This window comes from Autumnicola lenta, assembly GCF_031846515.1.
GTDB lineage: Bacteria > Bacteroidota > Bacteroidia > Flavobacteriales > Flavobacteriaceae > Autumnicola > Autumnicola lenta.
This window is the reverse complement of sequence record NZ_JAVRHO010000015.1, coordinates 38,435-63,295: the sequence shown is the minus strand read 5'-3', so window position 1 is coordinate 63,295 and position 24,861 is coordinate 38,435. Positions and strand designations below refer to the sequence as shown.

The 24,861-nt window shown below is 38.8% G+C and carries 23 protein-coding genes; 13 read left to right on the top strand and 10 right to left on the bottom strand.

All coding sequences use genetic code 11. From position 1 onward, the window contains the following. Positions 1 to 85 precede the first annotated feature (85 nt). The 8 genes from RM545_RS11575 to RM545_RS11540 all read left to right on the top strand — a co-directional run bounded on the left by RM545_RS11575 (position 86) and on the right by RM545_RS11540 (position 7,725). Positions 86 to 1,390: an NAD(P)/FAD-dependent oxidoreductase gene (locus RM545_RS11575; RefSeq protein ID WP_311495441.1), complete on the top strand. Its 1,305-nt coding sequence runs from the start codon at positions 86 to 88 to the stop codon at positions 1,388 to 1,390. 165 nt (positions 1,391 to 1,555) lie between these two features. Beyond that, positions 1,556 to 3,709 carry a TonB-dependent receptor gene (locus RM545_RS11570; RefSeq protein ID WP_311495440.1) on the top strand — a complete coding sequence of 718 codons (2,154 nt, stop codon included), beginning with the start codon at positions 1,556 to 1,558 and terminating at the stop codon, positions 3,707 to 3,709. Positions 3,710 to 3,844: 135 nt separating this feature from the next. After that, the gene (locus tag RM545_RS11565; RefSeq protein WP_311495439.1) at positions 3,845 to 4,234 is read left to right on the top strand and encodes a DUF2141 domain-containing protein; all 390 of its coding nucleotides are present in this window, start codon (positions 3,845 to 3,847) and stop codon (positions 4,232 to 4,234) included. 17 nt (positions 4,235 to 4,251) lie between these two features. Continuing rightward, positions 4,252 to 4,890, top strand: a complete 639-nt coding sequence (locus RM545_RS11560) for a hypothetical protein (RefSeq protein ID WP_311495438.1) — start codon at positions 4,252 to 4,254, stop codon at positions 4,888 to 4,890. A 118-nt stretch (positions 4,891 to 5,008) separates the two neighbouring features. Continuing rightward, positions 5,009 to 6,331, top strand: coding sequence for a 2TM domain-containing protein (locus RM545_RS11555; protein WP_311495437.1), 1,323 nt, complete (start codon positions 5,009 to 5,011; stop codon positions 6,329 to 6,331). Further along, the gene (locus RM545_RS11550; protein WP_311495436.1) at positions 6,331 to 6,645 is read left to right on the top strand and encodes a 2TM domain-containing protein; all 315 of its coding nucleotides are present in this window, start codon (positions 6,331 to 6,333) and stop codon (positions 6,643 to 6,645) included. The genes RM545_RS11555 and RM545_RS11550 overlap by 1 nt, the downstream gene beginning before the upstream one ends. Next, entirely contained in the window at positions 6,642 to 6,968 is a 327-nt protein-coding gene (locus RM545_RS11545; protein ID WP_311495435.1) for a 2TM domain-containing protein, read from the top strand. Before RM545_RS11550 ends, RM545_RS11545 begins: the two co-directional genes overlap by 4 nt. A gap of 7 nt (positions 6,969 to 6,975) precedes the next feature. Then, positions 6,976 to 7,725, top strand: a complete 750-nt coding sequence (locus tag RM545_RS11540; RefSeq protein ID WP_311495476.1) for a LytR/AlgR family response regulator transcription factor — start codon at positions 6,976 to 6,978, stop codon at positions 7,723 to 7,725. 170 nt (positions 7,726 to 7,895) lie between these two features. On the opposite strand, the gene RM545_RS11535 is transcribed toward RM545_RS11540, so the two are convergent. After that, entirely contained in the window at positions 7,896 to 8,504 is a 609-nt protein-coding gene (locus RM545_RS11535; protein WP_311495434.1) for a superoxide dismutase family protein, read from the bottom strand. Positions 8,505 to 8,826: 322 nt separating this feature from the next. Here RM545_RS11535 and RM545_RS11530 point away from each other — a divergent pair, with 322 nt between their 5' ends. Then, entirely contained in the window at positions 8,827 to 9,921 is a 1,095-nt protein-coding gene (locus RM545_RS11530) for an AI-2E family transporter (RefSeq protein ID WP_311495433.1), read from the top strand. A 16-nt stretch (positions 9,922 to 9,937) separates the two neighbouring features. Here RM545_RS11530 and RM545_RS11525 read toward each other — a convergent pair whose 3' ends face one another. From RM545_RS11525 to RM545_RS11500, 6 genes are all read right to left on the bottom strand, one after another. After that, positions 9,938 to 11,152, bottom strand: a complete 1,215-nt coding sequence (locus RM545_RS11525) for a bifunctional alpha/beta hydrolase/OsmC family protein (RefSeq protein WP_311495432.1) — start codon at positions 11,150 to 11,152, stop codon at positions 9,938 to 9,940. 110 nt (positions 11,153 to 11,262) lie between these two features. Next, positions 11,263 to 12,018 (bottom strand): 3-keto-disaccharide hydrolase, encoded by a 756-nt coding sequence (locus RM545_RS11520; RefSeq protein WP_311495431.1) that lies wholly within the window; start codon positions 12,016 to 12,018, stop codon positions 11,263 to 11,265. 9 nt (positions 12,019 to 12,027) lie between these two features. Then, the gene (locus RM545_RS11515; RefSeq protein ID WP_311495430.1) at positions 12,028 to 13,086 is read right to left on the bottom strand and encodes a sugar phosphate isomerase/epimerase family protein; all 1,059 of its coding nucleotides are present in this window, start codon (positions 13,084 to 13,086) and stop codon (positions 12,028 to 12,030) included. A gap of 14 nt (positions 13,087 to 13,100) precedes the next feature. Next, a complete protein-coding gene (locus tag RM545_RS11510; RefSeq protein WP_311495429.1) occupies positions 13,101 to 14,240 on the bottom strand; it encodes a Gfo/Idh/MocA family protein in 1,140 nt (379 codons plus the stop codon). A gap of 13 nt (positions 14,241 to 14,253) precedes the next feature. Beyond that, positions 14,254 to 15,492, bottom strand: coding sequence for a nucleoside permease (locus tag RM545_RS11505; protein ID WP_311495428.1), 1,239 nt, complete (start codon positions 15,490 to 15,492; stop codon positions 14,254 to 14,256). A gap of 1 nt (position 15,493) precedes the next feature. Next, positions 15,494 to 16,513 (bottom strand): sugar phosphate isomerase/epimerase family protein, encoded by a 1,020-nt coding sequence (locus RM545_RS11500; RefSeq protein ID WP_311495427.1) that lies wholly within the window; start codon positions 16,511 to 16,513, stop codon positions 15,494 to 15,496. 143 nt (positions 16,514 to 16,656) lie between these two features. Between RM545_RS11500 and RM545_RS11495 the strand changes: the two genes are divergently transcribed. Together RM545_RS11495 and RM545_RS11490 are read left to right on the top strand one after the other, a co-directional pair. After that, positions 16,657 to 18,357: a GMC oxidoreductase gene (locus RM545_RS11495; protein ID WP_311495426.1), complete on the top strand. Its 1,701-nt coding sequence runs from the start codon at positions 16,657 to 16,659 to the stop codon at positions 18,355 to 18,357. 10 nt (positions 18,358 to 18,367) lie between these two features. Then, positions 18,368 to 19,048 carry a gluconate 2-dehydrogenase subunit 3 family protein gene (locus RM545_RS11490; protein ID WP_311495425.1) on the top strand — a complete coding sequence of 227 codons (681 nt, stop codon included), beginning with the start codon at positions 18,368 to 18,370 and terminating at the stop codon, positions 19,046 to 19,048. 87 nt (positions 19,049 to 19,135) lie between these two features. Here RM545_RS11490 and RM545_RS11485 read toward each other — a convergent pair whose 3' ends face one another. The 3 genes from RM545_RS11485 to RM545_RS11475 all read right to left on the bottom strand — a co-directional run bounded on the left by RM545_RS11485 (position 19,136) and on the right by RM545_RS11475 (position 21,608). Continuing rightward, a complete protein-coding gene (locus RM545_RS11485; protein ID WP_311495424.1) occupies positions 19,136 to 19,978 on the bottom strand; it encodes a PRC-barrel domain-containing protein in 843 nt (280 codons plus the stop codon). 20 nt (positions 19,979 to 19,998) lie between these two features. After that, a complete protein-coding gene (locus RM545_RS11480; RefSeq protein WP_311495423.1) occupies positions 19,999 to 20,616 on the bottom strand; it encodes a hypothetical protein in 618 nt (205 codons plus the stop codon). Positions 20,617 to 20,732: 116 nt separating this feature from the next. Continuing rightward, the gene (locus RM545_RS11475; RefSeq protein ID WP_311495422.1) at positions 20,733 to 21,608 is read right to left on the bottom strand and encodes a diacylglycerol/lipid kinase family protein; all 876 of its coding nucleotides are present in this window, start codon (positions 21,606 to 21,608) and stop codon (positions 20,733 to 20,735) included. A gap of 68 nt (positions 21,609 to 21,676) precedes the next feature. Here RM545_RS11475 and RM545_RS11470 point away from each other — a divergent pair, with 68 nt between their 5' ends. Beyond that, positions 21,677 to 22,642 carry an App1 family protein phosphatidate phosphatase gene (locus RM545_RS11470; protein WP_311495421.1) on the top strand — a complete coding sequence of 322 codons (966 nt, stop codon included), beginning with the start codon at positions 21,677 to 21,679 and terminating at the stop codon, positions 22,640 to 22,642. An 82-nt stretch (positions 22,643 to 22,724) separates the two neighbouring features. Next, positions 22,725 to 24,848: a Tex family protein gene (locus tag RM545_RS11465; RefSeq protein ID WP_311495420.1), complete on the top strand. Its 2,124-nt coding sequence runs from the start codon at positions 22,725 to 22,727 to the stop codon at positions 24,846 to 24,848. Positions 24,849 to 24,861: the final 13 nt, after the last annotated feature.

The window sequence follows — 24,861 nt, the reverse complement described above, 5'->3', positions numbered from 1 at the left end:
AAAACTATAAATTATAGTTAATGAGCAGGGAATTTTTCTTCCAGAGCAGGATAAGCCTTAAATTAGGATTTAAACGTTTTGATATATGAATATTCCCCATAGCGATTTGCCCCGGGTAGTAATAATTGGAGGAGGTTTTGCCGGGATGGCACTTGCAAGAAAACTGCTTAAGGAAGATTTTCAGCTGGTTTTGCTGGACAGGCATAATTACCACACTTTTCAGCCTTTATTGTACCAGGTATCCACAGCCAGTTTGGAGCCCGATTCTATCGCCTATCCTTTAAGGAAAATAACACGGGATAGCAAAAAATGCTTTTTCAGGCTTACCGAAGTCTCTTCAATTACTGCGGAAGAAAACCTGATCCATACCAATATTGGCGATATTTCTTACGATTACCTGGTGATTGCAACGGGTTCAAAAACCAATTTCTTCGGAAATGAAAGTATAGAAAAGAACGGAATGTGGATGAAAACCGTTCCGCAGGCGCTAAATATAAGAAGTTTAATTCTGGAAAACCTGGAACAGGCCGTAATTACAGATGATGCTGAAAAAAGGAAAGCACTCCTTAATTTTGTGATTGTAGGCGCAGGTCCAACAGGCGTTGAACTTAGCGGCGCCATTGCTGAGCTTAGGAATAATGTGGTGCCAAACGATTATCCCGATATTGATCCAAACGAAATGAATATTCACCTTCTGGAAGGATTGCCACGGGTTTTGCCACCTATGAGCGAGGAATCTTCTAAAAAAGCACATCGCTTTTTAGAAGAACTGGGTGTCCATATCCATTTAAATACCATGGTGGAAAACTACGATGGGGAACTGGTGAAAACCAATACCGACCTGGCTTTAAAAACAGAAACGTTTATCTGGTCCGCGGGGGTTACAGGCGCTCCTGTTAAGGGATTAAATGCTTCGGCTATGGTGGAAAAAGCAAACCGGTACGAGGTAAATACGTTTAACCAGGTGAACGGCTATGAAAATATTTTTGCCATTGGCGATATTGCGCTAATGCAAAGTGAGGAATATCCAAAGGGGCATCCTATGGTGGCCCAACCGGCAATTCAGCAGGGGAAACATCTGGCCAAAAATCTGAAAAGGCTGGTTAAGGGAGAAAAACTGGAGCCTTTTGATTATTATGATAAAGGTACCATGGCTACAGTAGGGAGAAACCGCGCCGTGGTAGATATGGGTAAACTCAAATTTGGAGGCTTTTCTGCATGGTTTGTATGGATGTTTGTGCATTTGTGGTTCCTTATTGGCTTCAGGAACAGGTTGGTAACTTTTTTTAACTGGATTTATAATTACATAAACTTCGATAAAGCCGCAAGGTTGATTATTCGCCCTTTTAAAGCCAATAAACGGATCATGGAAGTAGATGATGATGTTTAACACTATGGTCTAACCCACTATTTCGGTTCTTTATCGTTCTTGTCGATGTTTGATGCGTTAAGGTTTATATATAAACAATTCAACCTTCATTTTTAACAACCCAGCAATCTTTTATTCGCCGGAATAACTTTCCATCACATATTTGTTGTTATAACACAATATGAGATGAAAACTTCAATACTATTCCTGATACTTCTGTCCTACGGATTTCTACACGCCCAACAGACCGTAAATGGCCGGGTTACCGACAGGCATAACAATCCTGTTTTTGGCGCTAATGTTTATTTATCTGGCACCTATGACGGGACTACAAGTGCAGAAGATGGTAGTTTCGAGTTTAAAACATCTGAAACGGGACTAAAAACCTTGGTTATTTCCTTTATCTCTTTTCAGGAATTCAAGAAAAGTACAAAGGTTAGTGCTATGCGGGATTTGGTAATTGTGTTGCGCGAAGATGTAGGCGCCTTAGACGCTGTAGTACTAAGTGCAGGAACATTTTCTGCCGGGGATAATTCCAGCGTCTCTGTTTTAAAACCTTTAGACATTGTGACTACAGCCGGGGTGGCCGGGGATTTTATAGCGGCACTCCAAACCCTGCCCGGCACTCAAACAGTGGGTGAGGATGGAAGGTTGTTTGTAAGAGGTGGAACTGCAGAAGAAACCCAGGTTTTTATAGACGGGCTAAGGGTTTTTCAGCCTTACGCAGCTTCGGCAAATAATTTACCTACACGCGGAAGATATTCTCCTTTTCTGTTTGATGGTATAACCTTTTCAACCGGGGGATATTCTGCCGAGTACGGCCAGGCACTTTCCAGCGTTTTGCTGCTCAACACTATTAACGAGCCCGACCAAACCGAGACTAACATTTCTATAATGAGCGTTGGCGCGGGCGCAGGGCACGTTCAGAAATGGAAAGAATCTTCTTTGTCCCTAAATGCCAGCTATATTAACCTGGCGCCGTATTTAGAATTAATTCCCAATAATAAAAGTGCCCAATTTGAAAAGCCCTATGAAGGACTTGGAGGAGAAGCGGTTTTTAGAAAACAATTATCAAGTGGTCTCTTAAAATTTTATTCGGCTTATGAATACAGCAATTTTGAAATTCTTCAGCCAGATCTTAACAGTTCCAATCTTCTGAGATTTAAGCTAAAGAATGGTAATTTCTATACTAACACTTCATATAAAGGAAATTTGGGCAATGGATGGAGCGTTAATCCTGGTGCAAGTATTTCTCATGCGGCAAACGATGCGTTAATTAATGATGCCCAACTTTCTTCGGAAGAAAAAGCCGCAAACCTTAAGATGGGTGCTGCTAAAAGATTCAACAGCTATTTTAAGCTAAAATTTGGGGCTGAAGCTCTTCTAAAGAACTTTTCTGAAAAATACAGGGAGGAAGAACAATTTAACTCAGAGTTTACTAGTACTATTTATGCGTTTTATACTGAAGGAGATATTCTTTTTAGTAAAAATTTCGCATTAAAAGCCGGACTAAGAGGATCTTACCTGAATCTGTCTGAAGATTTCCAGGTTTCCCCGCGTCTGTCATTAGCCTATAAGCTGAAACAAGGAGGACAATTTTCCCTGGCCTATGGCAAATTCCTGCAGGAGCCGCAAAACCTCTACCTTAAATATGATCACAATCTTAACCCGGAAAATGCAACGCATTATATTTTTAATTACCAATGGTCAAAGCCGGGTTACACTTTTCGTGCGGAAACATATTATAAAGACTATGAGGAGCTGGTTAAATATAATACCGAAGAACCGCTTTATAATTCAGCGTTTGTTAACTCGGGATCGGGATATGCAACGGGTGTGGATATTTTCTTCAGAGATAATAAGAGCCTGAAGAATTTTGAATACTGGCTTTCATATAGCTTTATAGATTCAAAAAGGAATTTCAGGAATTATCCTCAAAAAGTAACACCAGATTTTGTGGCAGATCATTCCGCAAGTCTGGTCATGAAATACTGGCTGGAAGATATCCGGAGCCAGGTGGGGCTCACCTATAATTTTTCCAGCGGCAGGCCTTACGAAAACCCCAACACTCTCGGATTTATGAACGAAAAAACGGGTACTTACAACAATCTAAGTTTCAATTGGGCATACCTCATAAGTCAGCAGAAAATCCTGTATTTCTCTGTTTCCAACCTTTTGGGAAGCAAAAACATCCACGGCTACGAATATGCTGATAACCCGGGTGTAGACGGCCGTTTTGCAGGAAGAGCAATTACACCTCCGGCAGACCGTTTTTTCTTTATTGGGTTCTTCTGGACGATCAGCAAAGATAAAAGTCAAAATCAGTTAGACAATTTATAGAAAATCACAGCTCATCATAAGAATCCTACAGTTCAGGGTTTTAAAATTTCAAGTCCTGTTCTTATTGTCCAAATTTGAACTGTAACTAAAAAATCAATAATAATAAAAACCGTAAGCTTAATTTTTGGGATACTAATGTTCGGAATATTTTCTCGGCTACAGGGACAAAACAATGTTGAAATAGTAATTACAGGCTTTAAATCTGATGAAGGCAAAGCAGTGGTTGCCCTTTATAACACAGGAGAACAATTTCTTGAAAATGCTTATAAGGCGAAAACTGTGGATATTAAGAATGGGCAGGTAAAGGTGGAATTTGAAAATATTTCAGACGGGGTTTATGCAGTTTCCTCATTTCACGACGAAAATGAAGATAAGGAGTTTAATATGCTCATGGGTTTCTGGCCCCTGGAAAATTATGCCACTTCCAACAATGCTCCTGCGCGATTTGGCCCTCCCCAATGGGAAGACGCAAAATTTGAAGTGAAGAATAAAGAAAAAGTAACACAGAAAATTAAGATGATGTAACCTTTGAAATTTAAATTATGAGAAAAAAAATATTTTGTTGTTTAAGCTTTCTACTCATGGTACTGTGGGTTAACGGACAATCCAAATACGAAACCGGAATGGATAAAGCTTTTGAGTTTTGGGGGGATGAACAAATTTCTGAAGCCGCAAACGTTTTTGAAAGAATAGCAATTGCTGAAGAAAATAACTGGGTGCCATATTACTACGCCTCACAAATTAAAATTGTGGAAAGTTTTGAAATGACCGATGCGGTGAAAAAAGAGCAACAACTGGAACAGGCACAGGAACTTCTTGATAAAGCCGGGCAGTATGCAGGAGAAGACAATGTGGAGGTTATGGTTTTACAGGGATTGCTGCATACCGCTTATATAACTATGGAACCCTCGGTTTATGGAATGAAACTTTCTCCTGTAATAAGCAACATCTATGAAGATGCAGCAAAGATAGCTCCCCGAAATCCGCGGGTGATCCTTTCTAAAGCAGAATGGAATATGGGTGCGGCAAAATTTTTTGGCAGGGATCCAAAAGAATATTGTAAAGATTTAAAGAAAAGCCTTGAGTTATTTTCCGATTTTGAACCCGAAGAAAAATACGCACCGGAGTGGGGCGAAAGCCGGGCCAGGCAATTAATAGTGGAAACCTGCGGAAAGATCTAAAAATATTTCTGATTATCTTGGTAAAAAAAACGGAGATTTAAAAAGTTACAATTTGGGGTAATCAAATGTTGAGAGTTAAAGAAGTATGGCAAATTAATACTGTAATTAGGAAATCGTAATGAAAATTTTGCTAAAAATAATAAAGACTTCACTGGTTATCGGCCTGGTGGTGCTGTTATTGGATTCCATTTTTTATGCCAATACAGAAAAATTGCTGGAATGGGAAGTATGGAGAGGTTATTTCTTCTATTCCTTTGTACTAACAGCCATCAACGCACTTTATTTTGAATTTTTCAATAAGAAAATCGGGTGGGAAAATGCAGGTCTAAAAAGGGCAATTTTCGCTTCGGCGGGTTCTGTTGCGCTCACACTTGTTGGCTATTTTTTTTGCAGGCTGATAGATATGACGGTTTTTAGAGACGTGGCAGTGGGAAAATTTCTGCAGAATGAAAGTTTAAGTTATTATATCGCTCCATTGCTATTTACCATTATTATTTCCCTTGCCTTTCACGTTTTTTATTTCTACAAAGCCCTCCAGGAGCGAAAAGTAACCGAACAGAAAATTATTGCCGGAACCGCCTCAGCAAAATTCGAAAGTTTAAAAAATCAGATAGATCCGCATTTTCTTTTTAACAGCCTTAATGTTCTGACTTCTTTAATTGATGAAAATCCAGAGCAGGCCCAAAAATTTACGACATCACTTTCAAAAATTTACAGGTATGTCCTGGAACAGAAAGATAAGGAACTGGTGAGTTTGGAAGAGGAACTGACTTTTGCGGTAACTTATATGAAGTTGTTGACGATGCGTTTTGAAAATAGTATTTTTTATGAAGTTCCAGAAGAGCTTTCTACGCCCGAAGCTAAGGTGGTGCCGCTATCCCTTCAGTTGTTGCTGGAAAATACCATAAAACACAATGTGGTGAGTGAGGCAAAACCGTTGCGGATTAAAATATATGAAGCAGATGGATATTTAGTGATAGAGAATAATTTTCAGAAGAAAGAAGTGCTGCATCAGCGAAAAGGAGTAGGGCTTCAAAATATTGTGGACCGCTACGGTATTGTGACCCGGAGAAAAGTATTTATAGAACAAAACCAGGAAATTTTCAGAGTAAAATTACCGGTACTAACCAAACAAATAGCCATTATGGAAACACAGGATTTTAGAGAAGAAAATGCATATTATAAGGCCAAAGAGCGCGTAAAGGAATTAAAGGAGTTCTATGGAAATCTCCTTTCATATTGTATAGTAATTCCCTTCCTGATATTTATTAATTATTATACTTTTTGGGGTTTTCAATGGTTTTGGTTTCCGCTATTTGGATGGGGAATTGGATTAACAATTCATGGATTTTCGGTCTTTGGCTACGGCTCTGCCTGGGAGGAACGTAAAATTCAGGAGATCATGGAGAAGGAACAGCAACAACAAAAATCGTGGAAATAATGGAAAAGTATTATAAGGAAGACTTTGGCTATAACGCTGCAAAAAAGAAAGTGAAAGAGATCAAAGGGTTTTATGTGCACCTGCTCGTCTATCTCTTTGTAAATGTAGCAATTGTCGCGGTAGCGGCGTATCAAAATGGCGATTGGCACGCTTTAAATGATATCTGGACGTATTCCACAGCCTTTTTCTGGGGAATTGGATTATTTGCTCACTGGCTTGCTGTCTTTGGTCCCAACAATCTTTTTGGAAAGGATTGGGAAGAGCGCAAAGTGAAGGAATTGATGGAAAAAGATAAAAAGAGAAACTGGGAATGATGGAAAAAATGGAAGAACATACTAAAGAAGACTTCAATTACAAGTCGGCAAAAAAGAAAGTGAAGGATATCAAAGGGTTTTATATTCATCTTTTGCTTTACATTTTAGTAAATATTGTCCTTTTTGTGCTGGGAAACAGGGAAGAGGGCGTGTGGGAAAGTCATCGACGATATCTGGAATTACATCATTTCTTTCTTTGGGGAATTGGTCTCTTTATTCACTGGGCGAGTGTTTTTGGACCTAATAAGCTTTTAGGAAAAAATTGGGAAGAGCGCAAAGTCAAAGAATTGATGGAAAAAGAAAAAAGGAGAAACTGGAAATAATATGATGATACAGGCATTAATTATTGAAGACGAAAAACCTTCTGCCAGGCGTTTACAGCGTATGCTGGAGAAACTAAAGGTAGACGTAATCGCTACGCTACATGGTGTGGAAGAGGCTACGGAATGGTTTCTGCAAAATGAACATCCTGAAATTATTTTTCTGGATATCCAGTTAAGTGATGGTCTGTCTTTTGAAATTTTCGAAAATGTGGAAATTAAGAGTGCCATTATTTTTACGACTGCTTATGACGAATATGCGCTGAAGGCGTTTAAACTGAATAGTGTGGATTATTTGCTGAAGCCTATAGATGATGAGGAACTTGCTGCGGCAATGCAGAAATTTTATCAAAATTCTGCAGCTATTAATGGTGGACTGAGCGTGCAAAATCTGAAATCTATTTTTAACCTGAACACTTCAGAGCACAGAAAGAGATTCACTGTACAGGTAGGCCAGCATATTAAACTGATTAATGTGGAGGAAATCAGCTGCTTTAGTTCTGAAAATAAATCTACTTATATCCATACATTGGACAAACGGAATTATCCCCTCGATATTTCCCTGGAGAAGCTTGAAAATGAATTAAGTTCCGAAAATTTTTTCAGGATCAACCGACAATGTATTGTAAATATTTCGGCTATTGAAGATATCGTAGCTTACTCTAACTCCCGGTTGCGTATAAATCTGAAGTCTTTTTGTGAATTTCCCTTGATCGTAAGCAGGGAAAAAGTAAAAGATTTTAAGCAATGGCTTGCTTAGACTTTGGAAAGGAGATTTGACCTTACTTGCTAATCAAATTTTAGAAGAGGATTGAAAAATGGCAATTTTCCGCACAATTTATTTTACGGAGATTCCCTCTTACAAAATAAAAAGAGCCTGACTTTTAAGCCAGACTCTTCGGATATAATTTTATGCTATTAATCAAAATGTTACATTTCCATTTCAATTTCTCCACAGCCTACTCTTGTTCCTGCGTCTCCTGATGGTTGCGATGTATAATCGTCTACTCCATCGTGCACTATAACAGCTTTTCCTACGATGTTCATGTTTTCATCGTCGCAGCCTATACACCATTGGTCTGTAGACATGCTAACATTTCCTTCTCCATTGCTGTCTACCTGAAAATTGCCAATATCGCCCCTGTGGTATCCTTCAGAGTCACCCCATTCGCCGTGTGGTTCATTTGTTGGGTTCCAGTGGCCTCCGGCAGACGATCCATCTTCTGCAGAGCAATCTGCATTTTCATGAATATGAATGGCATGGGTGCCTTCAGAAAGACCACTAATTGTTCCTTCCATTCTTACTTCTCCATTTTCTTCAGTGAAAGTAACTGTCCCTGAAAGGTCGCTGCCACTTTTGGCTTCAAGATCTACGGTTATTTCTTTCATCTCTTCAGCAGAGTCCATTTCATCCTCTTCCGTAGTTAATTCTGTACCTGTTGTTGTTTCCAGGTCATTTTCGTTTTTTTCTCCTTCGTTTTTGCAACCAAAGACGAAAACAGAAGCACAAAAAAGTAAAGATATACTAGTACGTTTCATAATGTTGTAGTTAATTTTCTGGTTATACCACACTAAATTAAATCTAATAAAAGCGCTGACCAAAGATTTAAGGATAGCTTAACAGTGAAGTAGAAAGGGGGATTTGCGCATTTCACATGTATTTTATTCCATTTTTGGTTATGAATTATATGTAGGTATTTGACTAACCGAGTCCAATCGGAATTTTCTAAGGTAATGAGGTTATCTCGTGCAGCGATGCATCAGCAAAAAGAGGATTTTTTAATTATCTTTAGTTTCCGGAGGTGAAATCCATTGAAAGACGACTGGTTTAAGATTTGATCGCAGGAATTAAGAGAATAAAATGGTAAGAAGAAATTTTCAAAGAACGAACACGATATTATTTTCACTTTTTTTAGTAATTATAGGTCTTTATTTTGGAGCAGCACTACTTATACCCATAGTGTTTGCAGTGTTCCTGTCTACTCTAATGGTTCCCGTAAGTAAGTTTCTTGAGGAAAAGACTGGGGCAGGACGTATTATATCATCTTTTGTGAGTACGTTCGTTTTATTTATAGGTGTGGGATTGGTGCTATTCTTTCTTTTTCGTCAACTGGGGTTTTTTTTAAATGATCTTATTGAAAGAAAGGAGGAAATTGCAGCATATGTGACGGTGCTTCAGGAAAGGCTAATGGGTGTAACAGGTTTTACACTGGAGCAGCAAAAGGAATTATTTCAGGATGAGATGACCTCCATAATAAACTGGATTCAAAGTTTTATTTCTCAAGTGCTCGCCAGTGTGACTGAAATATTGGTGAAATTTTTATTGGTTTTAATCTATGTATTTCTATTCCTTGTAAACCGGGATAAGTTTAAACAATTCCTGATGATATATATCTCTGAGGACAAAAAGAAGGAGACCAGACAAATATTGAGGGAAACAAAAAAGGTAGCTCATAAATATCTTTGGGGAAGGATTCAGGTGATGGTTTTGCTGGCTATTCTTTATACGATAACCTTTACCGCTTATGGTCTCGAACATGCAACTCTACTTGTACTTTTTGGTACTGTGATTACTATTATTCCATATATAGGACCTTTTATAAGCGGTATTCTTCCCATTATCTTTATGATTGTTTTTGGTGGAAGCTCCATAGAAATTATATCTTTTACTATAATTGTCACCATCATTCAATTGATGGAAAGTTATGTTTTTGAACCTATCATTATAGGCTCTGAGGTACAGCAAAGTCCGTTATTTATTATTATCGCCGTTCTCCTGGGAGGCGCAATATGGGGCGGTGCGGGGCTTATTCTTTTTGTTCCTATTTTTGGGATTATAAAAATAATTGCAGATCACAGCAAGGAACTACGGCCTATAGGTTTTCTAATGGGTTACAAAAGACCCGGAGCGAAAGATACCTTTATAGAAAAGATTCAGAAAAAACTAAAACGCTAAAGTAAATTTTTTCATGTCAGGCGTTAGCCAGTTTTGTGGTGATAGCAATTTCAGCGCTCAGTGTTTTGTGAACAGGACATTTGTCTGCAATTTCAAGCAGGCGTTTTACCTGTTTTTCATCGAGATCTCCCGAAATAGAGATTTCCCTTTCAAAAATGTCAATTTTTGAGCTATCCTTATCGCAATCTTCACAGTCCTTCGCATGTTGTTTAGCATAATTAACATGCGTTTCTACGTTTTCCAGCGGCCACTTTTTTCTCTTTGCATACATCTGGATCGTCATAGAAGTACAGGCAGCCAGGCCTGCGGAAATAAGTTCGTATGGTGTGGGGCCAAAATTATTTCCTCCCATTTTCACGGGTTCATCTGCAGTAAAATTATGTATACCTGCCTTGATCTGGGTGGTAAAACCTTCGTTTCCCAAATTTGCCACAACCTGATGGTCTGTTTCCAGGTCCTGGATTTCTTCAAGTTCTATATATTTTTCTGCCCAGGTTGCTATCACCCTTCCCGCATAAATCGAGTATTCTTTATCATTTAAGAGATGATCTGCCCCATCCAGGGAAACAAAACTTTTAGGGTGGCTGATTGCTGTGTAAAGTTCTTCAGCATTTTTGACTTCCACAACTTCGTCCTGAGGAGAATGAAGTATAAGAATGGCTTTTTCCAGTTTTGATAATCGAGACCCAAGGTCATGATTCTGCAGGTCTTCCAGGAACTGCTTCTTAATTTTAAAGGGCCTGCCTCCTATATTTACAGTTGCATTTGCATCTTTCATAAGCTTGTCCATTTGTTCTGAAAGGAGGCCTTCTACATGCGTAATAGTGGACGGAGCGGCAATGGTAGCTATTGCTTTTACAGATTCTATTTCTTCGGAAGCCATTAAAACAGCAGCTCCTCCCAGGGAATGGCCTACGAGTACAGAAGGTGATTCATACTCTTTCTTCAAAAAATCTGCCGCAGCAACCAAGTCCTCAACATTACCCGAAAAATTAGTATCAGAGAATTTGCCTTCACTTTCCCCCAATCCCGTAAAGTCAAACCTCAGCACACCAAAGCCACGTGAAGCTAACGTGCGGCTGATATTTTTGGGTGCAAAAAAGTTTTTATTGCAGGTGAAGCAATGAGCAAACAAGACAAAATTATGAGGTTTTTGATTAGTGGGAAGTTCCAGGTACCCCACCAGTTCATTACCCTCATTATTTTTAAAAGCGACTTTTGTAGTTTTCATTTTTCGAACTTTAGATAATAAATTAGGAAAAATAATTGTAATGAAACCATAAAAACAAAAAAGCTGCGTAGAAATCTACACAGCTCTTAAAAATAGGCGTAAAAAACGATTTACTCCAGTTCTTTAATTTTAATGTTTTTGAAGGACACCTTGTTCCCATGATCCTGAAGGGCAATATGGCCGGTACGACTTTTGCCAAAATCTTCCCAGTCACTGAATTTTGACTCTGACACCATTTGCTCCCACTCATCACCATGAACGGGAAATTCTGTGATTTTTGTTCCGTTTAAAGTCACACTTCCTATGTTGTTTTCGTGGTCGATTACAATAGACTGGGTGTTCCATTCTCCTGCCGGATTGGTCACATCCTCACCTGGGGGAACCATATCATACAAAGCTCCGGCCTGCCGTACAGGTCCGTTTTTAGCGTCCGGATGCTTTTCGTTATCGAGCAGCTGAATTTCAGGGCCGGTATAGTACGGCTCATTATATTCTTCCATTTCCTGAACGCCCCACATTACACCGCTGTTTCCTCCTTCGGAAATTTTCCATTCAAAATCGAGCTGAAAATTAGTGTACTCGTCCTCTGTAATCAGGTTTTCAGATCCTTCAGGACCATCTTCAGAAGGAGTAAAAACTATAGCTTCTCCTTCTTTTTTCCATTGATCAGAAATAGAATCAGACTTATAGGCTTTCCAGCCTTCCAGGTCATTCCCTGAAGAAAGTTCCTGCCAGTCGTTTTCCTGATCCTGCGAAATAACGGTCTGCTCTTCAGTTGGAACATCTTGTTCTTCTTGTTCAGTATTATTTTTACATCCTGAAGCCAAAACTGCCAGAGCGAAAATGCTTACATTGAATAGTTTCATAGATTTAGTTTAATTGTTGGTGCCGAGGAGTTGTTTTAATCTTTCCTCATTAATCTCTGTTCCCGCGAAATCATCAAATTTCTTTTCTGTTGCCTGAATAATGTGGCTTTGGATAAATGGAGCACCTTCTTTTGCTCCCTGTTCAGGAGATTTTATACAACACTCCCATTCCATTACTGCCCATACATCACACCCGTATTGTGTTAATTTGGAAAAGATGGTTCTAAAATCTACCTGGCCATCACCGGGGCTCCTATAGCGCCCTGCACGGTTAATCCAATCTTCATAGCCACCAAATGTTCCTTTTTTACCCGTAGGATTAAATTCGGCATCCTTAACATGGAACATTTTTATAAACTCATGATAATTATCAATATACTCAATGTAATCCAACTGCTGAAGTACAAAATGACTGGGATCATAAAGAATATTCACTCTTTTATGGTTATTCGTTGCCTCTAAAAAGCGCTCGAAAGTTACCCCATCGTGCACATCTTCTCCCGGATGTACTTCATAACAAACATCTACATCCTGCTCGTCAAACTCATTGAGAATTGGAACCCACCTTTCAGCAAGTTCTTTGAATCCCAGTTCTACGAGTCCTGCAGGACGTTGTGGCCAGGGATGGGAGGTATGCCAAAGCAGAGAACCGCTAAAAGTTCCCATTACATCCAATCCCAGGTTACGCGTGGCCTTAGCTGCGCTTTTTAACTGGTCTATTGCCCAATCTGTTCTTTCTTTTGGCTTATTGTGTAGTTCTTTAGGCGCAAAATTATCGAACATTTTATCGTAGGCAGGATGTACGGCTACAAGTTGCCCTTGTAAATGCGTGCAAAGTTCTGTTATTTCCAGTCCGTAAGATTCAATTTTACCTTTAAGTTCATCGCAATAGTTTTTGCTCTCTGCGGCTTTCTTCAGGTCTATGAGCCTTGGTTCCCACGTGGGAATTTGTATTCCTTTATATCCTAATCCTGAAGCCCATTTGCACAATCCATCCAAAGAATTAAAAGGTTCTTTTTCATCGATAAATTGTGCCAGGAATACTGCAGGTCCTTTAATTGTCTTCATTTTCCGGTTTTTTATTATTGATCAATTTTTACCCATACGTTCCCTTCTTTATGGGAGTGCACAGCTTTTTCTATAAAATTCATTCCCCGTAAACCATCCCTGAGCTGTGGGAATTCGGCAGGATGATAGTCTTCCCCATTAATAGCACGGGCTACACCTTTATAAATATTTCCCATGGAATCGAAAATTCCTTCAGGATGCCCCGGGGGAAGTTTGGTTCCGTCAAGGGACAATTTACTGTTGTAAGGATGTCCCGGCTTTAAGACCCGCATTGGCTGTCCTTCCTCCAACATGTAGAGATAATTGGGGTTTTCCTGCTCCCACTTTAAACCAGCCTTTTCTCCATAGATCTTTACCGTAAAATTATTTTCTTCACCTGTAGCAATTTGGCTGGAACGTATTACTCCTTTTACATATTCTGAACATCTTAAAAGCACAGTTCCGTCAATATCCATTACGTTGTCTTTGTACAAGTAATTGAGGTCTGCCAAAATTTCCTCTACTTCCAGGCCGGTAACATATTCCACCATGTCAAAAGCGTGTGTGCCAATATCTCCTACACAACAGCTAATTCCGGATTTTTCAGGGTCAAGGCGCCATGTACTGGAACGTTTTTCCTTGTCATGGATAATTGAATTGATCCATCCCTGGTAATACTGAACATCTATTTTCTGAATCTTGCCGAGTTCTCCATTGGCAATCATCTCCTTCATTTGCCGTACCATAGGATATCCCGTATAGGTATAAGTTACTGCAAAGATGCTTCCTGATTTCTCCTGTGTCTCCTGTAGAATTTTAGCTTCTTCGTAAGTAGTGGTCATTGGCTTTTCGCATATTACATTAAAGCCGTTTTCCAGCAGCTTTTTAGCCATGGGGAAATGCAGGAAATTAGGGGTGAGGACAGATACTACCTGGATTCTCTCATTTTCAGGAAGGGATTTTTCTTTTTCAATAAGAGTATCAATATCTTTATAGATCCTGTCTGTACCAATGCCAATCTCTTTTGCAAAATTTATGCTTTCTTCAAGTTCGGGATTAAAGGCACCTCCCACCACTTCATATTTGTCATACATGGCAGAAGCCACCCGATGAAGGATACCTATTAGTGAATCACCGCCTCCACCAAGTATGCCTAATTTTATTTTTTTACTCATAATTTATTTGCTTTTAAATTTCTATATCTTTCTTTTCTATTTTTTCATTTCTGAAGAATATAGCAAAAAGTACCATTACTGCAAAAGCGAAAATTGCAGGGAATGTCCATACTCCTGTCCAATTCTGATTGCCGTCACTTAACATATTAGCATCACTTACCAGGCCTGCAACGTAGAAACCTATGAGCATTCCAACTCCATAAGTGGCGAGGGTAATAAGGCCTTGCGCTGCACTCTTAAAATTTTCTCCCGCTTTGGAATCTGTATATATCTGTCCTGAAACAAAGAAGAAATCGTAGCAGACCCCGTGTAGGGCAATCCCGATTAGCAGCATAAAGGAAAGCTCATCAGCATTGCCATATGCGAAGAGCAGGTATCTTACGGCCCAGGCAATCATACCCATCAAAAGTGTAATTTTTATGCCATATCTCTTTAGGAAAAATGGAATTAGAAGCATAAATAAAACTTCTGAAGCCTGGCCCAGAGCTGCTTTTGCTGTTGAATTTCCAACACCGATATCTGTTAAGAAAGGACTGAGGTGCTGGTAATAGAATGCCAGCGGAATACTTATAAGAATAGATGACAAAAAGAAAATTAGAAAGTTTTTACTTTTAAGCAACTTTAGTGCATCCAAACCTAAAACTTCAGTAAGGCTGGGTTTTTCTCCTGTCTTTGCTTTTGGCGGAGTGCTTGGCAAAAAGAAGCTGAAAATGCCCAAAAATGCTGAAGCAGCAGCAGTCATAAGGAATGTATTTCTAAGCATTCCTTCTTGAATTCCTTCCGCAGAATCCCAGCTAAAAATGTAACTAATCGCCACTCCCGAAACTATCCAGCCAACGGTTCCAAATACCCTGATAAAGGAAAATTCTTTAGCAGGATCCTTCATTTGGTTAAAACTTACAGAATTCACTAAAGCAAGTGTAGGCATGTAAGCGATCATATAGGCAAGTATATAGGGGTAAAAAGTCGTGAAATCTTCAGCATAAGCCATTTGGTACATTAAATAGGCACCAATAAGATGAAGAATTGCTAAAATCTTTTCAGCATTGAAATACCTGTCGGCTATAAGTCCAATTATAAACGGGGCAATAATGGCGCCCCAGGATTGGGTAGAGAATGCTGTGGAAATTTGCGTTTGAGTTGCCTCAAGATTGTTTCCCAAAAAAGTCCCTAAAGTTACAAACCAGCCTCCCCAAATAAAAAATTCGAGGAACATCATGGTTGATAGTTGAAAGCGTGTACTGTTTTTCACGTTACTGGTTCTCTGAATTTAGGTTAGTTCCTTTTTCGATCAGGAGTTCTTTGGTGGCAAGAATGCCTTCCTCTGGAGAAAGACCACTACCTTCATATTCTATACCTATATAACCGCTATATCCTGCATCTTTTACAATTTGCAGCATTCTTTCAAAATCTATAGTGGTTTCTTCCCCCTGCTCACTAAATTCGTAGGCTTTTGCACTCACGGCTTTTGCGTAAGGCATCATTTCTTCTACTCCCTGGTATTTTGGATATTCTTCTACACATTTGGCTTCATATCGCTCGCCACCTTCTCTTTTGAGGCAGAAATTTCCGAAGTCCGGTAAAGTTCCCGCGTTCTCCATATTTACGTCCTCCATAACTTCAGCCAGAAGGGCAGCATTGGAGGAATAATAGCCGTGATTCTCAACAAGAACATCAATATTTTTACCGGCAGCATATTCTGAAAGCTTTTTAAGGCCGTCTGTAGCAGCAGTTTTCCATTCCTGCTCATCTTCACTTCCAAAAAGGTTTACACGTATAGCATGAGCACCAAGAAATTCTGCCGCATCCACCCATTTCTTATGTTTTTCTACCGCCTCGTTTCTTTCAGCTTCATCTGCAGCGGCTAATTCACCTTCATGATCTACCATTATAAGAACATTTTCCACATTATATTCCTCACTTTTTGCCTTAAGGGTATCCAGGAGGGACTGTAAAGCGGCTTCAGGGTTTTCAGCATCTGCATACCTGCTGGTGTATAACTGGCTTACATATTCTATACCTTCAAAGCCCATTTCGCTTGCTTTTTGAGCAAAATCTACAGGATCCATACTGCCATCTCTCATAGGTCCTGAGAGCGACCATTGAGCCAGGGAAATTTTAAAAAAAGGATCTTTTGTGTCTAGTGTGTCGTTTTTCTTAACAGTTTCCTGGTCGGAATCTTGTTGGTTAAAATCCTTACAAGAAATAAAGTTAAGGCTGAACAGCATGATAAATACAGCTATTCCGGAGAATTTGAAATTAGAAATTTTCATGATTAGTTAATTGATAAAGTAGTTTATTTAACAAAATTTTGAATTTTAAAAGTAGACTTTTTTTTAAAGATGAAAAATTATAAGTATAAATTTATATATTTGGCACTATATCTATTATTTAATTAATAATTAACTGCTGAATTGTGAGTAATTTTTACGAAAACAATAGCTATGATGCTATAGTCGTTGGAACAGGTATTAGTGGAGGATGGGCCGCCAAGGAACTTTGTGAAAAAGGATTTAAGACACTGGTACTGGAAAGAGGTCCTATGGTAGAGCACGTAAAAGATTATCCTACTATGAATGATGATCCATGGGATTACAAGTTTAAGGGACAACAAACTCGTGAAGATAAAAGGAGACAGTACAAACAAGCAAGAACAGGCTATACTACTAATGAGGCGAGCGCCCATTGGTTTGTGGATGATATTAAGCATCCGTACAATGAAATAAAGAGATTTGACTGGATGCGCGGATACCATGTAGGGGGACGATCTATTATGTGGGGAAGACATAGTTATCGTTTGAGCGATCTGGATTTTACGGCAAATAAAAGTGATGGAAAAGGAATAGACTGGCCTATAAGGTATAAAGATGTTGCACCATGGTATGATTATGTAGAAACTTTTATAGGAGTAAGTGGTGAGAAATTAGGACTAAGTCAATTGCCTGACGGGCAATTCCTGCCTCCTATGGAGCTTAATTGTGTTGAAGATCACCTGAGAACAAGTATAGCCGAAAATTTTAATGGAAGGGTTTTAACTTCCGGCCGAGTTGCACATATTACGGGCGACAAAAAATTCGAGGATCGTGGTAAGTGCCAATTCCGAAACCGATGTGTAAGAGGTTGTCCATATGGAGCATATTTTAGCAGTAATTCTTCTACTTTACCGGCGGCAAGCCGCACAGGAAATATGACTTTGCGTCCTAATTCTGTAGTGCATGAAGTAGTTTACGATGCGGACAATAAACGTGCTACCGGAGTTAAAATTTTCGATGCGGAAACCAAAGAAGCAATAGAATACAAGGCGAATGTAATATTTTTGTGTGCTTCAACAGTGGCTTCAAGCAGCATCTTATTGCAATCTAAATCTGATCGTTTTCCTGATGGCATGGGAAATGACAGTGGCGAATTAGGTCATAACCTTATGGACCATCATTTTAGAGTAGGAGCATCAGCTAAGTTTGATGGTATGGAAGATTACTACTACAAGGGAAGAAAACCAAATGGTATTTATCTCCCGCGCTTCAGGAATGTAAATGGTAGTGATAATCTGGGCTTTACCAGAGGTTATGGCTATCAGGGAGGTGCAAGCCGCGGTAATTGGGAAGAAAGCATTGCGGAAGCTGCTTATGGACAAGAACTAAAAGAAGCTATTTCTAAACCGGGAGGCTGGACAATGGGTCTTCTTGGTTTTGGAGAAACCTTGCCTTACCACGATAATAAGATGTTCCTGGATTATGATAAAACTGATGAATGGGGACTGCCTACGGTAACTTTTGACGCAGAATTTAAAGAAAATGAATTGAAGATGCGAAAAGATATGCAGGAGCAGGCTGTGGCGATGTTGGAAAAAGGTGGTTTTAAAGATATTAGCGCTTATGACGAATTGGGTGCACCAGGTCTGGGAATCCACGAAATGGGTACTGCGAGAATGGGGAGGGATCCTAAGACTTCTGTCTTAAATGGAAATAATCAGATTCATGAGGTTCCTAACGTATATGTCACAGATGGCTCCTTTATGACCTCTGCAGGGTGCCAGAATCCATCTCTTACTTATATGGCGATGACAGCAAGGGCAGTTGATCATGCTTCAAAAAATTTTAAAAAATCTAACGCTTAATATTTAGTAGATGAACAGAAGACAGGCATTAAGAAACATAGGGCTTGGAGCGGGAATAATGGTTGTGGGACCAACTACGCTTGGGCTCTTGCAGAGTTGTAAGAATGAAAGGAATTACGAATGGGAACCAACTTTTTTAAGTGCTGCCAATGGTTTTGCCCTTACAAGAATCCTTGATGTAATACTACCAACGACAGACACTCCGGGTGCTGGAGATCTTAATATTGCGCAATTTTTGGATTCTTATATTAATGAAGTAGCTTCCGAAGAAAGTCAGAAGGAATTCAAAAACTCTGCAGAAGCTTTTTCAGAAGCTTTTGAAAGTATGTTTGATAAAAAGACAGGGGAGGGAAGCGAGGAAGAATATGAGCAAATTGTTGCAAAATATCTTCGCGCAACCCCCGAAGAAAGAGAAAGCTACGTAAAACGTAATACCGAAACTCAGGATCCGCAGGATAAAGATCCAGCAGAAGAGAATGAGGGAGTTGGTGATAATCTAAAATATTCTGGAATCAGTGCTGATGCCGGTGCTTTTTCATATTTACAAAATGTAAGGGAAATGGGGATCTGGGCCTGGAAAACCAGCGAAGAAGTAGGAGAAAATGTACTGTGGTACGACCCAATACCGGGTGAATATATTTCCTGCGGTCCTGTCGAAGAGCTAAGTGGTGGTAAGGCTATGTCCTTATAATGTCTTAATTAAAAAAATATTCTATATTAAAAGAAAAAGGAGAAACTGAACAGCTTCTCCTTTCGCATTCGCCCTTTGAGGGAGAACCTAGTTTTTATTACTTTTGTAGTTGGTACGATCAAATTCCCTTCGTTTATAAAAAGACTCATCATCTTTGGAAGTCAGATCATCGTCTGATCTGTGTTTTGGATCATCCTGAAAAGCAGAATCGTTTTCTTTACCAGTAACAGTATTTGATGTAGTCCCTTTTTCATCTTTATCTCTAGTATGGGTATCGCTTAAACTGTCTGCTTTGTGTCCTCGACTTTCCTTAAAGGCAGGGTCATTTTGATTGTCTGCAACTCCGGTAGAACGATTTTCAGTTAAATTGCCGCTATTACCTGTACGGGTATCAGCTTTTCTGTCAGAAAGGTCATCTGCTCCTGTAGCTGCATCTCTCGTAACATTTTCATTCTCACTTGTACGGCTACCAGATCTATCATATGATTCCAGTACTACAATCTCATAATCTCTGTCCACATTTGCTCCTTTTTCCATTCGCTTTGTCTCAGAAAATGTCCTGTGATCAATCCTATCGGTGTAGACAAAATTCTTATCAGTATTAAGCCTAACAAGTCCCACAGGCACTATTAGATGATTCTCTCCGTCTTTGTTAATAAATTCGTGAACACCATCACCAGCACTATCTCTATAGGGCTTATGGTTAGCTTCAATAATGGATTTATCAACTTCAACGTCAAGATACACTACTCTTTGCGTATTTTTATTGACCATAAGGTTATCCACCTTTCCTACTACGCGGTTATCTTTGTCCTGTACTTCCCAGCCTCTTACATCCGGATCATCGCTTGCAACCTTATAGTCGGAAAGTTCATCCAGATAAAACAAATGTTTATTTTTATTGTCTCTATTATTACTAGTATTTGCCATAATTTTTTAATTTTTAATTGTTAGCTCATTTTATTTAGAACATCTCCTGCTTCGTCAAAGAATTTATTGACTTTATCTTTCTGTTCTAACGTGAGAACAGAACCATCAATGTCTTGTACAGCTGATTTTACTTCCTGTACGTCTTGTGAAAGATCAGGAAATTGTTCTTCCTGTAAATTTTCAATTACATTAGTGAGATCACTTCCTGCGTCCTTAATCTTATCAGCATGGTTAGTAGCCATAGGATCCTGAGTGATTTTTTCAGCTTTTTGTCTGATCTCCTCAATGTCCGCATCTATATTCACGTTTAGTTCGTTCGCTTTAGCCTGTACGGCGTTCATAAGATAGATGATAGCATTATTGGTATATTCATGATCAATACCCATTCTGGACTCATCTCCTATGTACGATAAATACCCATCTACACCGCCTACAGTATCATTCCTGTTGTTGTCCCAGTTAGCGGTATTTTCCTCTTCTATAGATGTTGTGTCTATAACTTGTTCCTGTTCGGTTTCATCGATCATCTCATCGTCGTCCCCATTTGCAAAAAGGAAATATAAAATTACCAGTACAATGAGCCCGGCGATTATCCATGGCCAAATGGGCTTTTTCTTTTCAACTTTGATTTCTGCCATAATGTAATTTTTTTGGTTCGAGATTAATTAAATTAGTTGTAGTTCAAAGTTAGAAAATGAAAAGGCAGAATTTATTAAGGTTAAAATAAAGCTTTGTTAATAAAGGCTTTAGCATCTTAGGGTACTGCTATTTTTATTTTTTCAGGGAGAATTTTAACATTTACAATCTTTGTTTCTCCAAGGTATTCTCCGTCAACCTGAAAGGCCACAGGCTCTTTGCAGGTAATTTTTGCTTTCTCTGTTTGAAGAATTTTTATGAAATCGGAACTTAAATTCACCTCATTTCTTAGTGTTTTTAGGATTTCCACCAAATCTAAATTCTTAAAAATTAAGATTTCAAAAACACCATCGTCCAGTTTTCCATCCGGATTCACCTTTGCGCCCGTACCGTATTTCCCGGCATTGGCAATAGCAAGTAAAACTCCTTTTTCTGTAATAGTAGTATCTTTAGTCTCTACAGTGAAGTTGAAGGGATACTTGCTTTGGATAAGTGTAGGAATGGTTTGTAAAAGATATCCAAGCTTACCTCGGAATGTTGAAGATTCATAATTCTTTATGAGTTCAGCATTAATTCCCAGATCACTCATATGCAGCCCAATTTCGTCGTTCAGCGAAATAAGATCTACATCAAGGTAGTGCTGTCCCAATGCAACATTAATTTGCTCTTCCAGGCTTTTGGGTAGATTTAAATTTAAAGCCAGCGCATTGGCAGATCCGCTCGGGATCACCCCAATAGGGATATCCAGACCCTTAATAGCTTCGGCTACCATCTTAATAGTTCCGTCACCTCCGGCAGCTACAATCTTAAAGGGTTTTCTTTCCCTTGTTATTTTCCTAACATGTTTAATGTCCTTTTCGCCTTTTGTATGGTATATAAATACTTCAACATCACATTTTGCGGAAATAGCCTTAAAGTCTTCCACCAGATCTTTCTTATCAATATCACCCGCAATAGGGTTTACAACTAATAAAATTTCTTTAATTTCTTTCATAAATTTAGTCATATGTCTAAAATTAAGTATTTTGTATAAAAACTTTAGTTAGAGAAAAAATAAAAGAATTGAAACTTGATTTAAAATTATATCGCGGTTACGTTAATGACCAGGAACTTGTAGTTTTTGGACATCTTTTCAAATCCTGGGCTCCAGATAAATACAGGCTGGACCGTAAGGGTATTAAGCACGCATTTTCAATATTACATATGTTTAGAATTAAACCTTTGGAAAATGTAGAAATAAGATTAAAATTTAGAGATCTAAATATTACCACAAAGACTCAGGAAGATGGATTTTTCCAATTTACAATACCTTTTACTGAAGATATTGAGAGTGGCTGGCATGAATATACCGTTATATGTGAACTGCACGATTTTGGAATCATAGAAAAAGGGGAGCTACTTAAACCTTATAAAAGTAAATTCGGGATAATTTCAGATATAGACGATACTTTTTTGATTTCGCACAGTAACAACGTATTCAAAAAGCTGTATGTGATGCTTTCTAAAAACATAAATAAACGGAAAATTTTTAATGATGTTGTTCGCCATTATCAGGCTCTCAGTATTGCAGGACAGGATAGCAAGGAAGCATCAAACTCCTTTTTCTATGTTTCCAGTAGCGAATGGAATCTTTACGAATTTATTGAAGAATTCGCCAGAATTCATGAGTTGCCAAAAGCAGTGATTAAGCTGAAGAAAATAAAAACCGGAATACGGGATTTCTTATCCAGTGGTAGAGGTAGCCACGATCATAAATTTGATAAGATTAGCGATATCATTTCGTTTTATCCGAAACTTCAGTATGTTTTGCTGGGAGATGATTCCCAACACGATCCTTTTCTTTACGAGAAAGTGATTAAAATGTATCCAAAAAGTATAGGCGCCGTGTATATCCGGCAGACGAAAAAAACTCAGAAGGAGGAGGTGAAGATTGTTTTAAGGAATATGCAGGATATGGGAGTGGAAACCTGCTATTTCCAAAACAGTGATAAAGCAATTGCACATTCTAAGAAAGTTGAAATTATATAGATTAAAATTTCGATCATAATCTACATAATTTTACCTTAATCCGTTTAAGAAGTAGTATTAATAACCCCTAACATATTTTTGCTTGACACCAATATCTTTTGTTGCCACCCGGCTGGAATTGCCCCGGAAGGACCTTGAAAACACAATAGGACTTATAAGAGAGGGAGCAACCATCCCATTTATTGCCAGATATAGAAAAGAAGCTACAGGAAATCTTAACGAAGTTGAAATCGAAAAAATTGACAGTCTGCTGAAGTCTTTCGATGAGCTTCAGAAAAGGAAAATTACCATCTTAAAGGCTATTGAAGACCAAAATTCTTTAACCGATCCCTTAAAAAAACAAATTGATAACGCTTCAGATCTTGTTCAGCTAGAAGATTTATATCTGCCTTTTAAAAAGAAAAGAAAGACAAAAGCTGATGTTGCACGGGAGCAGGGACTGGAACCATTGGCAAAAATTTTAATGGCTCAGAATTCTTCAAATTCTGAAGAAGCAGCAAACCGATTTGTAAAGGGGGAGATAAAAAATACTTCTGAAGCTTTAGAGGGAGCAAAAAATATTATTGCAGAATGGGTTAATGAAAATCAGGTCGTGCGTCATAAACTAAGGCAGTTGTATTCCAGAACTGCAGTGATTACTTCTAAAGTTGTAAAGTCTAAAAAGGAAACTCCGGAAGCACAAAAATTCTCTCAATATTTTGACTGGAGTGAAAGCCTGAAAAAGATTCCGTCTCATCGTTTTCTTGCTATTCACCGCGCTCAGGAAGAAGGGCTGGTGAGGATAATACTAGAAGTAGCAAAGAAGAAGGCACATGAGATAATTTCTCAAATAATTTTAAAAGGTAATTCTTCTTCTTCTACGGTAATTTCAGAAGCAATAGAAGATTCCTATAAAAGATTATTGAAGCCTTCTTTTTCTACGGAATTTTTAAATGAAGCCAAACTAAAGGCAGATGAGGAAGCTATAGCGGTTTTTGCTTCTAACCTGGAACAGCTACTTATGGCACCTCCTTTGGGAAATAAAAGGATTCTTGCCTTGGATCCCGGCTTTAAGTCTGGCTGTAAGCTGGTATGCCTGGACGAAAGCGGTAAGCTTTTACACAATACTAATATTTATCCGCATCCTCCGCAGAATAAGCTTACCGAGGCAGTACAAACTATAATATCCCTTGTTGAAAAATATGAAATTGATGCTATTTCCATAGGAAACGGAACTGCTTCCCGCGAAACTGAGCAAATAGTAAAGAGTATCCATTTCAGAAACGATATTTCAATTTTTGTAGTAAACGAAGCAGGAGCATCGGTCTATTCTGCTTCTAAAGTAGCGAGAGAGGAATTCCCAGACTGTGATATTACCGTTAGGGGTGCGGTTTCAATTGGTCGCAGGTTGTCTGACCCTCTTGCCGAGCTTGTGAAAATTGACCCTAAAGCAATAGGGGTAGGGCAATACCAACACGAGGTAGACCAGGGAAAATTAAAAGAAAAATTGGATAATGTGGTAATGCTTTGCGTAAACAGAATAGGTGTGAATGTGAATACTGCCAGCAAGGAATTACTTTCTTATGTGTCAGGTGTCGGGCCTACGATTGCTTCAAATATTATCGATTATCGCAATAAAAATTCCGGAATAAAAAACAGAAAGGAATTACTGAAAATCACCAGGTTGGGGCCTAAGGTATTTGAACAATCTGCCGGATTTCTTCGGATAAAGAATGGAAAAAATTTGCTCGATGCTACCGGTGTGCATCCCGAGAGTTACGATATTGTGGAAAAAATGGCACGTACCAATAACATGAAAATTTCTGAATTGGCAGGAAATAAGGAGGTGCTTCAAAAATTACAATTATCGGCCTATATCTCTGCTGAAGCTGGGTTGCCAACTTTAAAAGATATTGTAAGAGAGCTGGAGAAGCCAGGATTAGATCCAAGAAGCGAAATTTCTCAATTTGAATTTGATCCTTCCGTTAAAACCTTTCAGGACTTAAAAGAAGGAATGAAATTGCCAGGTTTGGTCAATAATATTACTAATTTCGGATGCTTTGTAGACATTGGGATTAAAGAAAGTGGGCTGGTTCATATCTCCAAACTGGCAAATAGCTATGTAAGTGATGTAAATAATGTTGTAAAGCTCAACCAGGAGGTTATGGTGACGATTATTTCACTGGATGAGGCTCGGAAGCGGATTCAGCTTTCGTTAATTGACTAAAAGTGCGCTCGGG

Bases quoted from the DNA above. Each gene is read 5' to 3' on its own strand.
- RM545_RS11575 (WP_311495441.1), top strand. From the start codon at position 86: ATGAATATTCCCCATAGCGATTTGCCCCGGGTAGTAATAATTGGAGGA.
- RM545_RS11570 (WP_311495440.1), top strand. From the start codon at position 1,556: ATGAAAACTTCAATACTATTCCTGATACTTCTGTCCTACGGATTTCTA.
- RM545_RS11565 (WP_311495439.1), top strand. From the start codon at position 3,845: ATGTTCGGAATATTTTCTCGGCTACAGGGACAAAACAATGTTGAAATA.
- RM545_RS11560 (WP_311495438.1), top strand. From the start codon at position 4,252: ATGAGAAAAAAAATATTTTGTTGTTTAAGCTTTCTACTCATGGTACTG.
- RM545_RS11555 (WP_311495437.1), top strand. From the start codon at position 5,009: ATGAAAATTTTGCTAAAAATAATAAAGACTTCACTGGTTATCGGCCTG.
- RM545_RS11550 (WP_311495436.1), top strand. From the start codon at position 6,331: ATGGAAAAGTATTATAAGGAAGACTTTGGCTATAACGCTGCAAAAAAG.
- RM545_RS11545 (WP_311495435.1), top strand. From the start codon at position 6,642: ATGATGGAAAAAATGGAAGAACATACTAAAGAAGACTTCAATTACAAG.
- RM545_RS11535 (WP_311495434.1), bottom strand. From the start codon at position 8,504: ATGAAACGTACTAGTATATCTTTACTTTTTTGTGCTTCTGTTTTCGTC.
- RM545_RS11530 (WP_311495433.1), top strand. From the start codon at position 8,827: ATGGTAAGAAGAAATTTTCAAAGAACGAACACGATATTATTTTCACTT.
- RM545_RS11525 (WP_311495432.1), bottom strand. From the start codon at position 11,152: ATGAAAACTACAAAAGTCGCTTTTAAAAATAATGAGGGTAATGAACTG.
- RM545_RS11520 (WP_311495431.1), bottom strand. From the start codon at position 12,018: ATGAAACTATTCAATGTAAGCATTTTCGCTCTGGCAGTTTTGGCTTCA.
- RM545_RS11515 (WP_311495430.1), bottom strand. From the start codon at position 13,086: ATGAAGACAATTAAAGGACCTGCAGTATTCCTGGCACAATTTATCGAT.
- RM545_RS11510 (WP_311495429.1), bottom strand. From the start codon at position 14,240: ATGAGTAAAAAAATAAAATTAGGCATACTTGGTGGAGGCGGTGATTCA.
- RM545_RS11500 (WP_311495427.1), bottom strand. From the start codon at position 16,513: ATGAAAATTTCTAATTTCAAATTCTCCGGAATAGCTGTATTTATCATG.
- RM545_RS11490 (WP_311495425.1), top strand. From the start codon at position 18,368: ATGAACAGAAGACAGGCATTAAGAAACATAGGGCTTGGAGCGGGAATA.
- RM545_RS11485 (WP_311495424.1), bottom strand. From the start codon at position 19,978: ATGGCAAATACTAGTAATAATAGAGACAATAAAAATAAACATTTGTTT.
- RM545_RS11480 (WP_311495423.1), bottom strand. From the start codon at position 20,616: ATGGCAGAAATCAAAGTTGAAAAGAAAAAGCCCATTTGGCCATGGATA.
- RM545_RS11475 (WP_311495422.1), bottom strand. From the start codon at position 21,608: ATGAAAGAAATTAAAGAAATTTTATTAGTTGTAAACCCTATTGCGGGT.